This window comes from Methylomonas defluvii (assembly GCF_033949435.1).
GTDB lineage: Bacteria > Pseudomonadota > Gammaproteobacteria > Methylococcales > Methylomonadaceae > Methylomonas > Methylomonas defluvii.
The window spans coordinates 23,416-35,126 of the sequence record NZ_JAXARY010000004.1 but is presented as its reverse complement, the minus strand read 5'-3'; the positions used below and the strand labels follow the sequence as shown (position 1 = coordinate 35,126).

General features: G+C 51.8%; 13 protein-coding genes and 1 pseudogene. 2 read left to right on the top strand and 12 right to left on the bottom strand.

The annotated features are described in order from the left end of the window. Window positions 1-159 precede the first annotated feature (159 nt). The 3 genes and pseudogenes from QLH52_RS05695 to QLH52_RS05685 form a co-directional block, all read right to left on the bottom strand. Window positions 160-975, bottom strand: coding sequence for a retropepsin-like aspartic protease family protein (locus tag QLH52_RS05695; protein ID WP_319960867.1), 816 nt, complete (start codon window positions 973-975; stop codon window positions 160-162). Window positions 976-1,362: 387 nt separating this feature from the next. Then, window positions 1,363-1,511, bottom strand: a pseudogene (locus QLH52_RS05690) (cold-shock protein). A 65-nt stretch (window positions 1,512-1,576) separates the two neighbouring features. Next, complete coding sequence (locus QLH52_RS05685) at window positions 1,577-1,699, bottom strand: hypothetical protein (protein WP_319960866.1); 123 nt, start codon at window positions 1,697-1,699, stop codon at window positions 1,577-1,579. A gap of 60 nt (window positions 1,700-1,759) precedes the next feature. Between QLH52_RS05685 and QLH52_RS05680 the strand changes: the two genes are divergently transcribed. Further along, window positions 1,760-1,993: an AbrB/MazE/SpoVT family DNA-binding domain-containing protein gene (locus QLH52_RS05680; protein ID WP_096876861.1), complete on the top strand. Its 234-nt coding sequence runs from the start codon at window positions 1,760-1,762 to the stop codon at window positions 1,991-1,993. Continuing rightward, window positions 1,980-2,396, top strand: a complete 417-nt coding sequence (locus tag QLH52_RS05675) for a PIN domain-containing protein (protein ID WP_096876862.1) — start codon at window positions 1,980-1,982, stop codon at window positions 2,394-2,396. The genes QLH52_RS05680 and QLH52_RS05675 overlap by 14 nt, the downstream gene beginning before the upstream one ends. Before the next feature lie 185 nt (window positions 2,397-2,581). On the opposite strand, the gene QLH52_RS05670 is transcribed toward QLH52_RS05675, so the two are convergent. The 9 genes from QLH52_RS05670 to QLH52_RS05630 are packed head-to-tail and all read right to left on the bottom strand — an operon-like array spanning window position 2,582 to window position 11,295. After that, window positions 2,582-3,619: a hypothetical protein gene (locus tag QLH52_RS05670; RefSeq protein ID WP_319960865.1), complete on the bottom strand. Its 1,038-nt coding sequence runs from the start codon at window positions 3,617-3,619 to the stop codon at window positions 2,582-2,584. Continuing rightward, window positions 3,591-5,003, bottom strand: coding sequence for an MBOAT family O-acyltransferase (locus tag QLH52_RS05665; RefSeq protein ID WP_319960864.1), 1,413 nt, complete (start codon window positions 5,001-5,003; stop codon window positions 3,591-3,593). Before QLH52_RS05665 ends, QLH52_RS05670 begins: the two co-directional genes overlap by 29 nt. 16 nt (window positions 5,004-5,019) lie before the next feature. Further along, entirely contained in the window at window positions 5,020-5,376 is a 357-nt protein-coding gene (locus tag QLH52_RS05660) for a hypothetical protein (RefSeq protein WP_319960863.1), read from the bottom strand. A gap of 8 nt (window positions 5,377-5,384) precedes the next feature. Next, window positions 5,385-5,876: a thermonuclease family protein gene (locus QLH52_RS05655; RefSeq protein WP_319960862.1), complete on the bottom strand. Its 492-nt coding sequence runs from the start codon at window positions 5,874-5,876 to the stop codon at window positions 5,385-5,387. Between the two features lie 14 nt (window positions 5,877-5,890). Beyond that, the gene (locus QLH52_RS05650) at window positions 5,891-6,523 is read right to left on the bottom strand and encodes an IncC plasmid conjugative DNA transfer DtrJ family protein (protein ID WP_319960861.1); all 633 of its coding nucleotides are present in this window, start codon (window positions 6,521-6,523) and stop codon (window positions 5,891-5,893) included. A 2-nt stretch (window positions 6,524-6,525) separates the two neighbouring features. After that, complete coding sequence (locus tag QLH52_RS05645) at window positions 6,526-6,924, bottom strand: hypothetical protein (protein WP_157199239.1); 399 nt, start codon at window positions 6,922-6,924, stop codon at window positions 6,526-6,528. Beyond that, a complete protein-coding gene (gene traD, locus QLH52_RS05640) occupies window positions 6,902-8,746 on the bottom strand; it encodes a conjugative transfer system coupling protein TraD (RefSeq protein ID WP_319960860.1) in 1,845 nt (614 codons plus the stop codon). Before traD ends, QLH52_RS05645 begins: the two co-directional genes overlap by 23 nt. Continuing rightward, entirely contained in the window at window positions 8,746-10,830 is a 2,085-nt protein-coding gene (gene mobH, locus QLH52_RS05635; protein ID WP_319960859.1) for a MobH family relaxase, read from the bottom strand. The genes traD and mobH overlap by 1 nt, the downstream gene beginning before the upstream one ends. 15 nt (window positions 10,831-10,845) lie before the next feature. Then, a complete protein-coding gene (locus tag QLH52_RS05630) occupies window positions 10,846-11,295 on the bottom strand; it encodes a hypothetical protein (protein WP_319960858.1) in 450 nt (149 codons plus the stop codon). Window positions 11,296-11,711: the final 416 nt, after the last annotated feature.

The following is an 11,711-nucleotide window of genomic DNA, read 5'->3' as shown; positions in this document are numbered from 1 at the left end:
CCACACAACCTGCAAGCGGACAGTCATGATCGTCTGCTCCTGGCCGGTCGGCACCACTGGCGGATTTCGATTGGAATGCCTGGTGGTTTTGACATTGGAATCGGTGGTGGATTTAATTGGAATACGCAATGACCAAGAATAAGGTATTTGATACTGATGTCAGCGGTCGCTGTATTTCGTGGTGCATACTTTGTTGGCATCACAACTTACAGTTCTTTTTATGGTTGTTGGTCGCTTAATTTCTGGTTTTGCAATGGGTTGTTCTACAGCCAAAATATTTGGTCGAACAGGGGATGGCGGCATGATTGAAGCTGAAGCCCTAGTAATCTGTTCGGGCGAAGAACCATTGGCCACCAGTGTCATGGTGTTGCCGCTTTGGGTGATATTGAAATACTTCAAGGTATTCATGCCGATCAGCACTTCTTCCAGATGCTCGTTGATGGCCGCATCAAGATTTTGGATTTCCGCATTGCCGATTTTCAGGTGGCTTACTTTAGTAAGCCGGTCTACAACTTGGCCTCCGGCTGTATGTGCGTTTATTTGGGCACCAACGGGCAGGCGAGCAGCATAGGCTAAGCTGGCAGGAATTGAGGTTATGGTTGCGCCGGTATCAATCAAGAAAGGCATTGGAACGTCATTGATATATGTCGTCCCTCGGAAATGTCCTTGCCGGTCGGCCGTTATTTCAAGACCGCCTGAAATGGGAATAGCAACAGGATCAGAACCACCAGGAATGGAAATGGTTGGCGATGTTGGGTGATGAGCCGCTCTTTGTTTCAGCAATCTATCTGCACCTTGCCAAAGCCCGAACAGCATCAGTGCCGGCATCAAAAGATATTTAAAACCGCCAGCGTTCTGTTTGGCGGATTTCTTGGTGTATTTATTGCGCTTGAGCAATTGGTCAAAGTCACTGACATTCGATTTTGACGCTGATTTATGTTTTTCCCAGTAGTAATCTCTATCCTGAATGCCCATGCTTCGCTCTCACGGTGGTAACGTTCGTCATAATTCGCTGATTATCACATGAGAGGCATCGTCAGGATGATAACTACCGCACGCTGCACGTAAATAGTTATCTGATAATTTTTGAATAACTTCGACGCGATGTCATTCTGGCGGGTTCATGGTCATAAATGCCTTCATAGCTTCCGACTCCCGGGTAAATTAACGCGTGGTTAAGTGACTCCAGATAGGACATTTCAACTTTGCTAAAACAGGACATTACTATATTGCATTAACAAATGTGACTTCGCATAAGATGGATTATGTTAAATTAATGCAATTTCAAGGCATTTCCTATAATAAAAACGATAGCTTAGTTAGGATTTGGTTTCACGTCTTGCCGAGCCATTGCTTCGACAACTATAAAGGGGTCACGTTTTCGGCTTGCGGACCTTTGGGCCTCGAAGTCACTTCCATGGCCGCGCGCTGGCCTTCCTTCAGACTTTTCCGACCGCTGCCGTGAATCACACCAAAGAGTGCAAAGTGATCTCTACCGCGATTTGTTCAATGAAACCAAAGCCTTTGTCATCCTAGAAAGAGTTGGACGCTCGTTTTGATCAAAAATTGGAATAATTTACACGCCGGTTAACACCGGTGGCGGTTTTAATCGGAATGGGTGGCTGGTTTGCGCCAGAACGGCGGGGTTTCCGCAGACTTCGATCATCGGCTTAGGGTTGACCATGAGAGGCAATGGCATTCATTGCCTCATGGATATACAATGTGCTATGTATATCTTTTAATGAGTCGAGAGAGGCACATGCAAGTCGCAAAATGGGGTAATAGTTTAGCTATTCGTTTGCCCGCCACGGTGGTAGAAGCGTTAGAGTTAAAGGAAGGCGATGACATTGAAGTACATATCGTCGGCGAACGGGTATTTGAACTAGATAAAAAACCTTCGGCACAGACGTTGTTAGCCAAATTGCATCAATTTCGTGGGCGCCTACCCGCTGATTTTAAGTTTGACCGCCTGGAAGCGAATGAAAACCGCTAAGCCGTTTCTCGATACCAACGTCTTGCTGTATTTACTGTCTGAGGACAATCAAAAAGCAGACCGCGCCGAAGAGATTATCGCCTTCGGCGGAGTAATCAATGTGCAGGTGTTGAATGAATTTGCGTCGGTAGCGTCGCGCAAGCTGAAGATGACGTATGTCGAAATCCGCGAAACCTTGTCGGTTATCCGAAGTATCTGTGAAACTCAAGCTTTGAGCGTCAGCATCCACGAACAAGGTTTGGCGATTGCCGAACAATTTGGTTTTTCGTTGTATGACAGCATGATTGTCAGCGCGGCGCTGGACGCCGGGTGCTCAATATTGTATTCGGAAGACATGCAACATGGTCAAGCTATTGGCTCGTTAGTCATTAACAATCCATTTTTACCTTCACTTCCTAACTAAAGAGCTTTCGCAGCCTCCCCCAAAGGAAGATGATTCGGTGGGTTCCTAGGCTTCAACCGCAAGCGAGGTTTCTGTAAAAGCAGCCGCACGTCCCCAGCCCCAAATGACGCGTTTTTCGCTCCGTTGGTCTGTCGTGTTCCACTCGATATCCTGTATCATTTCAAGTGTGCAAATACGTCTGTCGATCACCTGCCACTCTGCTGTCGACTTTGACTTGAGCCATTTCCTAACGCACAGTCCAACACCGTTGTCGATTCCGTCGTCCGAAAATGCTTGTAATCGTAAAATCGGATATTCGCGTTTTCACTCAGCAAGAGTGAGCAGTCGGGAATAGTCCGGCCACCTGTTCTACTCGAAATCCGGGTTTTGAACTCCTCCAATCCCGATGTCCCGTAGACTTTCGCAATACTCGGATGTAGCGGGTTCAAATAATAATAAGCTTCGATCTGTTGGCTATTTAAAAACTCCACCAGCGATTTAAACTCGTCGAATCGCCTCATTATCCAAGGCGAAACAGACTTGGGTCCCCTACCCTGCTCGAATTGTCTGTTGACGAATTCAGTTTCGTTTCTCTGTATTTCCGTCTCGTACCGGACCAACTGATACCGGCCGGTATGGTCTATATCGTATCTAACGGAAATGGTGTGGTTTAAGGCGTCGAACAGGTAGCCTATCCCATCGCCAAGGCTGGGTTCGAACAGGTAATTCAAATAGAATTTCCAGCGCGATTCGCCGGTCACGATCGGATGCAATCGATTGGCTGGGCCTTCGTTTACCGGGTCGGAAAAGGCGAACGGCTCCAATCCGTAGACGATCCGCTTAAGTGGCAGTCCTTGCGCGATCAACGCGTTTAACGTGGCCAGGATCTCACCCGGCCGACCCGCCAAGAATGCCAGGTTGTAACACCGGCTTTCAGGGAAATACTGCGCCAAGAGCCGTGGGTCGAGCAAGCCCATCACCGATGACCCGACCATAAGGCAATCAATCGGCTGCTCCGGGTCCGGCGCCGATATCTGATTCAACAGATGGCTCACCTTGCCGTAACGCTCGTTGGTCGCCGGGGATGTGTAAGGTTCGCCGATGCCTTGGTCGACATCGAACACTTGGTAGGGATTCACCAGCCAGTTCCACACCGGCATCGCCCCGCCAATCAACACGCTCACGGCCAAAGCGGCACGCCAGAAATGGCCGAAATTAGAACGACCAGTAGATGAAGCTTTCATGGGCTGCCGATAGCCAGGTGCCGGCGAAGAATAAACCGGCAAACGTCGCGAGTGCCTTCAGATCCGGGGTGAAAGTGTCGAGTTGCGCTTGTGCATTGCGGTAGCGTAGACAAATCGCCAGTAGGAAGCCGATGGCGAGCATGTCCAGGCCGTTGACCAGCCCCGATATCGGAACCGTCTCGGACCTGAACCAGCCGGCGAGCATGACCGGCACCGATATCCCGTTGAGTCCCAACATCGCCCGCCAGATGTCTAGTGCCTGGTCAATACTCGCCGCCCGGAATAGCACCCAGGCGAAAAACACTCCAAGCAAGGTCAAGGTTCTGGCCAGATAACCCGGCATCGTATAACCGGTCTTGGTCCATAGCCGATAAAGCGCGATCATGGCGCCGTGCATCGCTCCCCAGGCGCCGAAGGTCCAGGCGGCACCATGCCATAAGCCGCCTAGTAGCATCGTGATGGCCGCGGCCCACAATCCACGATAAAAGCCTTGCCGGTTACCGCCCAAGGGGATGTACAGATAGTCGCGCAGAAACCGCGAGAGCGTGATATGCCAGCGCTTCCAGAAGTCGGCGATCGTACCGGCTTGATACGGCGAAGCGAAGTTTTGCGGGAGCACGAGTCCGAACATCAATCCGACGCCGATGGCCATGTCGCAGTAGCCCGAGAAGTCGAAGTAGATTTGCAAGCCATACCCCACGGCCGCTACCCAGGCCTCGCACACGGTGAGCTGATCGCTGAGTCCAAACAAGGGATCCACCACGGCCGCCAGGCGATCGGCGATCACGGTCTTTTTGGACAGTCCGGCCGCAAACAGGAACAAGCCTTTGGTCATGCGTTCCGGATCGAAGCGGATGCCTTGCCGGAGCTGCGGCATGATGTCGGAATAATGCAGGATCGGGCCGGCAATCAGATGCGGAAAAAACGAAATGGAAAACGCAAAACGGCCAAGATCGAAATCGTCGACCCGGCCTTTGGCACAAGCGACTAAATAGGCAATCGCCTGAAAGGTGAAAAACGAGATTCCGAGCGGCAGGATCACCTGCAGCAATGGCCATTGGCTACCGGTCAGCGCGTTGCTGGTCTCGATCAGAAAATCGGCGTATTTGAAGTAGGCCAGAAGCCCCAGGTTGTACACAACGCCCAAGACTAACCTGATTTTGGAGTGAGTGACGGCAATCCGTTTGCCCCAATAGAAATTCAGTAAGGCGTTGACGACCAAGAGCAAGGCGTACTCGGCGCTCCATGCTGCATAGAACAGCACCGAGCAGCCGACGATGAACCATTGTGCGATCTCTCCGTAGTGTCGCGACATGAGCCACCACCACAACAGCACGGTCGCCGGCAGAAACAGGTACATGAATTCAGGGGCAGTAAACAGCATGCCGACGTCTCCTCTGTTATTCCGTGCCGTCCGACGCAGACTTGGCCATTGCCGCCAGTGCGGCTAGCGTGTCGGGGTGATGCTCCAATGTGCTGGCGGTGGGGTCCACGACCTTGTTTGTCGGATCCAGCAACACGGTCATTCCCATGACGACGCGGAACAAGGACGCGCTGCGTGCCAAGCGAATCAGGTATTCGCACACACGCCGGCAATTCTCACTGTCATCAACAGAAAAGGGTTCGGTGTCGTCTTCATCGTCTTGCGGCTTGGCGATTTTCTCGGGCATGGTAGCGCCGTATCGGCTGCTGATGGCTTCCAGCGCGTACGCCAGTTCAAGGGCCATATCGAGGTCTGCCGGATTCGCTTTCGCCATCGCCATCTTCATCTTGCATCCTCGGTACGTCTAAATTCCCAAGACGCAATAGGACTTGGATCTTGCCATAACCCGAGGTGACTAGCTTGAGCGGTGCGCTCGGCTTGAAGAAATACCGGATCATTGCTGTATTGCCGATACACCCAGGCCAAGCCCTTGGCTACTTGTGCCAAGTTAACGTCCTGACCGCCCACGTCGACGTGGCCAATAAGGCGGCCGTAGCGGTCTTGCTGGGTATATTCGACCGTAACTCGGCGGCGGTAGGTGGTGTCGGATAGTCCGTGTTTGGCGGCCTGACCATAGGCTTGACTGAGTTCAGGCGCATCGATCTTGGCCAAGCGCACTTTTAAGGTCTGCCGGTCGTCGGTGAGTAAGGTCAGCGTGTCGCCGTCGTGCACGCCTATTACGACACCAACCAGTCTCTGTGCCTGAGCGGTACCTGCTAGAAGAAGCAGACTTAACAGGACTACTAAGCGGCCGGTCTGTCCGGATGGATTCATACAGGTTCTCCTGGCTATACTCGTTTCTGGGTGTGAGCAAAATAGACGTTCATCGCAAAGGCGATACCGACACAGGCCATCGGCATCGCCTGCGGCGGGATCGGAAATGGGAAGGTCAAGCCGAGCAGCAGCAAGTAGATAATGCCGATGACGGTGTAGAAGCTATACCGGTGCGCCAACGGGCTGGAATAATCGAAGTTGGATTGCTTGATTTTGCGTTGCACCAAGCCGTCCACCGCACTGGGTATGGCTGCGGCGATTAAAAACGGCCACCAGGACAACAGTAAGAAAAAACGCCGCAGCGATTGGTAAAACGTCCCGAATAGCACGTCCAATTTGCTTTGGACGAGGGGGAAATAATCGGTCTGCCCGAAATGTTCAAACCCAACCGATTTCTCGCGCTCGGCAACGGTGGGGATGAAAAAATGGTACACGTTACGTTGAATCCCGGTTTCCACCAGCATGGCGTTGAATACCGCATTGGCTTCATCCCGAATCCGCCGATCGTTGTCAGCGCCCAGATATTCGATGATCATCCGGTCTTCGGCATCTTGCATATTGGTTAACCATTGGTCAGACACCAATACCGCAATCAAAAATACTTCGGCCGCCCACAAGATCAAGGTGACAATGAGGCTCTTGGTCATAATTACGCCGCTGCTCGCTGGATCAAGGCGACAACTCTGGGGTTGGTCACCAAGGCCTCAATCGATACGTCCATTACATACCTGTGGAGCAAAAAGCGCTGAATCGATTCGACCGTCCGGAGCAGACGATATGCATCGTCCGTATGATGCTGCCTGGATGCCTGCGCGTAAGCGATCAGTACCTGAGACATCAGTTGCGTGATCACGTCCTCCAACTGATCTGCCTTATGGTGATGATCGGTCATGATCTTGATCGCCGCTTGGAGAATGTCGATCGCAACCGGCCAATCCAATTCCAGTATTTGCAAATCTCGATTCTCGGTGGGGTTTAATTTGCGCCATCGATTCAGCATGATTTCTTCCGCGGTTTGTTTTGGTTTACGCATTTTTTTGCGAGGCATGGGTTTTTTCCTTGTCCAGGTCAGAGATCAGTATTGGCAGACGGCCCTTGACGATGCGGCCGCCAGACAATTTGGCGATGTAATGTAGATCAGGCAATTGGCCTAATAACTGCGGGGCGAATAAGTCGCCCTCTTCCTCCATTAATCGCTCGCCGATATTTCCGGAAAATACCGCTGGATTCGCTGAATGGGTAGAAACTCCCTGAGTTCTCATGATGTACTTCAATCGGGTTTTGGGCAGATTGTCGGTGATATAGGTCTGGGTCTCGGCGTCCATCACCCGGAGCGCGATCAAGTTGTTGAGGTTGGCCAGTATTTGTCTGGCCTTGGCTTCGGAACCCAGTCGGGCCGAAAAGTCCGCAAAGGTTTGGGTGGCAATAAACAACCGGAATTGTGCGCCGCGGCCTTTATTCAAGAGCTGGATGCAAGGGTCGTTAATCACTTCGGCCGCTTCATCGACAAAAATATTGACCGGCCGGTTATCGACGCCGTGGTTGTACCGGTCGCCGGCGACAGCCGCCAGATCGGCCAACAGAATGGAGCCTATAGCACTGCCGACCATGCTGTCCGATAAGGAATCCAGACCGATGTATGCGACTTTAGCGCCTTTAATGATTTCGGCCGCGTCGGTAATTGCCCGTGTATCGTTCGAGTCGCTTTGGTCCGGCGACAACAATGCGCCTAAGCTGCCGGAGGTCAGCATATTCATCAGCGGCAATAAGGAGGCGATCATTTTGCTGAAATGCGTGCGGTCGTGTTCGAACATGGAAATCAGCCCCTCCAGGTCGGTGTTCTGCCGTTCCCGCTGGACTCGCTCCCGGTAAAATTTGACCAGCAACTGCGCAGTTTTGTCGTTCAGATCCATTCTTTTCATTCCGATACTACTGCGCCAATCGAATTGGAGCACCTTGTCGAAATATCGCACCAAGGCCTTAATCACCAACGGCACCGGACCGCCTTCCAGGTAAGTCCGTAACTTCACCAGGGACGGTTGTTCTTCGGCCGCAAACAGGCCTTGGACGATGTTATCCAAGGCTTTTTGCCCAAAGGCCTTGAACGGATCCGAACCGGATTCACCAGGACTGACCGCGGCAATTCGGCTGGCCAACTCGGACGAGCGGTTGAAATTCTTTAACGGATCGATACGGACGCTTTCGTCCGGAAAAGCCGGATGGAAGTAGACAAACCGGTCCGGGTTCCGCGAAAGTCGGCACGCGCGTTCGGCGCACCATTTCAGATCTTTGTCGCCTTTGGGATCGATAATAATCACGGCTTCGTTACGCAACACCGCCTGTGTCACCAAGATGTCGAACAAGCGGGTCTTTCCGGCACCAGTGGTGCCAACGATCAAGGTGTGGCCGGCGCTGTGCGAGATCGCTTGCCGAATGTAATCCTCGGTTAAGCCTAACCCATGGATCCATGTCGCCCCCATCCGATCATGATTGACCGGGATTAATCCGGTTAAATCGCGCTTCTGGATGTCGTAAGCCAATTGGGCGTGCTTTTGGTTCCACTCGAATCCCCAGCCCAACCACCATTGATCCGGGTGGCGCCGAACAATACCGGCCAGACTGGCGACATTGAACCGCTGAAATTTGAAGTAATTGAGCCGGTGCTTTCGATACCACACCCCGGCCGAGGCCGGCACGCGCTTGACCGCCATAAAGACGCACGCCACCATGAGTCCGTTAAAAGGTTCGCTCGGTAATTCCGAAAACCGATACATCAAATACGACACAAGACCAAAGGCGATCCAGACCACAATGGCCGTAATCTCGTAATTGGGCCGCCAGGGTAATTGATAGTCGTATTCGTCTTTCATTACTTTTTAACGATGAATTTTTTATTGGTGTTATCGATCGAAATATCCGGTCGTTCGAAGGCATATCGCAATAACTGTTTCATTTCGAATAACTGCCGTTCCTCGATATAACCTCTCAGTAACACCATATCCACGATCAAGCTATCATCCGTTTGATCGACTGCAAGCGGCAGTTCGAAGGCTTTAATCGCTTGTATGAGTTGATCAATCTCATGGGTCGCATTGCGTTGCGCTGTATGCGCTCTCTGGGGTTGTCCGCGACTTGGTGTTGGGCGGTTGGTACCCGGAGGGGTGGCGGCGATTTGAGGCGGTGTTGGGGGAACCGGCGGCGTTTCCGCGTTTTGGATCAGTACCGTTAGGTATCGGCTGGTTTCTTTGTTCAGCAGTACGCCCTTGACGCCGCCCAGTTCGGTAACCTTGACCATGGGTTTGCGCGGATCGACTTCGATCATGCCGGCGGCGTCTATTGTCGTGATGATATGGATGGGCTTTTGGTCCAATGCCGCTGCGATATTCAGATGCAACATCAAGACGCGGCCATTCGGTTGTATTTGAAAATATTCCGCGGATATCGCGTCAAGACTTTGCATCAACAAGGCGCCGGCCGCGTGCTTTGAGGCCAACCACTGTCTGGCGGCTTTGGCCTCCGCGGTATTGACCTTGCTATTGTCATCTGCGTTCAGCGCAGGACTGGCCGGACTCGGTTGGGAATGATTTGTTGGCGCCGGGGGCGGCGTTGCTGGTTGAGCCTTTATCGAGGTCTCTATTTCCACGACGCCTCCGGACGGTATTTCCGGTTCAGATTCCGGGTTCGCCTGCTCCGCGTCGATTGAATTCTCGCTGTCGTGATTTGTTGGGGTTACGGCCGCTTCACCATCCTGTGCTACCGCATCGGATTGACCGTCGGTCTCGGTCTCGATGTGAATCACATGTCCGTCGACGATCAAAGGCAGTGCGTCGGTATACACGTTCATCGGATCCACCAACTTGAGCACCCTAAGCGGCAGGTCCATGCTGCCAGGCTTAATGGTCCAGTAGCGCCTGACGGTTTGCGGATTCAAGCGATATGGGACGGCAAGCTGGCGATCGATCAGAATATCGGCTAGCGTATCCGGGTGTTTTGGTATTCCAGGAATATTGCTTTTCGTGATCAAACGGCTAATATCTTCGGCCGCTTCATTCCACAGGATAAAGGTGCCTTCTTTTAGACGCCAAACCACCGCCCCTTTGGCATTATCGGTCCACGTTCCCTTTTTAATCTGTTGCCGCATGGCGTCTAATATGAACCATTCGATCGGTGCGCCTATCGACGGGTCAATGGGTATGCAGTTATTTTTAAGGTCTTTCTCTACGCTGAGGTAGTCGGCATCCATTACCAGTGAGTACATCTTTGAGTTGTGTGAGGTGCCGGCAATTGTGAGCAGCATTTCTTTGTAGATTGTCGGCCCGTATTCATTTAAATACTCCTGAACTTCGGGTGTGATGACCTTATTGATTAAAGTCGGTGAAACAATTTCATGGTCACCATTCCGATTGACTCGCCAGCTCAGATAATACCGTTGGATTTTGCGCTTCCTCGCCCAGGCTTCAATATCGTCCCCCACTATATTGCAGTTATAAGCGCCATCCTCGGATTTAATTTCAACGTCGGTGACCGGCTTGCCTAAATCATGCAACATACCGGCAATGAATATCGCCAATCGCCAGCGTGGCGTCAGTTGTTTTCGTCTACCTGGGTTTTCATCCATGCCGTACAGCACGCCATGGGATTTATAAACAGCTTCAAAACCGACCTCTAGTCCATGACGGAATAACCCGCCGGCGCCGCGGTGGTGATGCTTTTCCGACGCAGGTAACAAATGCACAAATCGCGCGTAATTGAATATTAAGGGGTATACCCGCCCTTGATATTCCTGGTCGGTGACACCTAAATAGTGTTTGATTTTTTTAATTAATTCGTCTTGAGACTCTAGGATTTTAATTGCGGGGATCACCGGCAGCCCTTTGGCGAATGGTGGATATCGAGGCACCTCTTCATCCGGCTCGGCAATCCGCAATATCGTATTGAGCAATTTCGCTAACATCGCCGATAAACCCGTTTATTTCTTCAAGCTTTTTGGATTGCATGACGCTTTCAGTCTGGCCGGCATGGTGGTGGTGCGAATAATCTCCTGATCGCGATCGGTCATGTCCAGCTTATGCCGGCAGTATTTCCGCCAGGCTCTTTCGATTTCGTCGCCACTCGGCTGAAAACCAGGTTGCGCTAAGGCTGCGTCCGCTTCGGCCAATGGCAGAGTTACGAATCCACTCGCATCTGCCAAGGTACCGGCTGCGGCATGCGGTTTACGGGTGACCACATGCTCCACGGACGATTGCCGTACCGCCGCCCCGCCAGTTTCGGAGGCAAAGGCATCCATTCCAAGCTGCCAGTCGCGGTGAGGCTCGACGTCGGTTATCGATGTGATGACTTGCTGGGAAGTGGCCGGATCGATCGGCGCCTGGGCGCAACCAGCCATAAAAGGTAGAAGTAAGAATATGGATGTCCTCATTGGCCTGTCCTCTGGTTAGGGTCAGGTCAGCATATCGCATTCCGAATTTTGAACCCGCTGGCTAGATGCATCTGTAATGCACTTTGCCAGCGGGTCTTCCCGTCACTTGTTGGATCGCGCGCGCAATTACTGTTGCGGTCTACCCCGCCACCATAAGTCAACGGGCTATTCACATTTTCAATTGACCCACGCCTCTGCCACATTATATTTTTCCACCTGCTTGCCCCATTTTATAAATATGGGTCTTCATGGTGGAAAACTATAATGGTGTAACTCGATATTTATGATAGATTTTGCGATGGTTCTGCCTTGAAAACACCAGAGATTATTGGAGCGAAAACAATATCATTTCTTGCTTAGTGATTGATATATCGATGGATTTATTAATGGTGCACGCTTGTGAACCAATTAATGTG

Bases quoted from the DNA above. Each gene is read 5' to 3' on its own strand.
- QLH52_RS05695 (WP_319960867.1), bottom strand. From the start codon at position 975: ATGGGCATTCAGGATAGAGATTACTACTGGGAAAAACATAAATCAGCG.
- QLH52_RS05685 (WP_319960866.1), bottom strand. From the start codon at position 1,699: ATGCCATTGCCTCTCATGGTCAACCCTAAGCCGATGATCGAAGTCTGC.
- QLH52_RS05680 (WP_096876861.1), top strand. From the start codon at position 1,760: ATGCAAGTCGCAAAATGGGGTAATAGTTTAGCTATTCGTTTGCCCGCC.
- QLH52_RS05675 (WP_096876862.1), top strand. From the start codon at position 1,980: ATGAAAACCGCTAAGCCGTTTCTCGATACCAACGTCTTGCTGTATTTA.
- QLH52_RS05670 (WP_319960865.1), bottom strand. From the start codon at position 3,619: ATGAAAGCTTCATCTACTGGTCGTTCTAATTTCGGCCATTTCTGGCGT.
- QLH52_RS05665 (WP_319960864.1), bottom strand. From the start codon at position 5,003: ATGCTGTTTACTGCCCCTGAATTCATGTACCTGTTTCTGCCGGCGACC.
- QLH52_RS05660 (WP_319960863.1), bottom strand. From the start codon at position 5,376: ATGGCGAAAGCGAATCCGGCAGACCTCGATATGGCCCTTGAACTGGCG.
- QLH52_RS05655 (WP_319960862.1), bottom strand. From the start codon at position 5,876: ATGAATCCATCCGGACAGACCGGCCGCTTAGTAGTCCTGTTAAGTCTG.
- QLH52_RS05650 (WP_319960861.1), bottom strand. From the start codon at position 6,523: ATGACCAAGAGCCTCATTGTCACCTTGATCTTGTGGGCGGCCGAAGTA.
- QLH52_RS05645 (WP_157199239.1), bottom strand. From the start codon at position 6,924: ATGCCTCGCAAAAAAATGCGTAAACCAAAACAAACCGCGGAAGAAATC.
- traD (WP_319960860.1), bottom strand. From the start codon at position 8,746: ATGAAAGACGAATACGACTATCAATTACCCTGGCGGCCCAATTACGAG.
- mobH (WP_319960859.1), bottom strand. From the start codon at position 10,830: ATGTTAGCGAAATTGCTCAATACGATATTGCGGATTGCCGAGCCGGAT.
- QLH52_RS05630 (WP_319960858.1), bottom strand. From the start codon at position 11,295: ATGAGGACATCCATATTCTTACTTCTACCTTTTATGGCTGGTTGCGCC.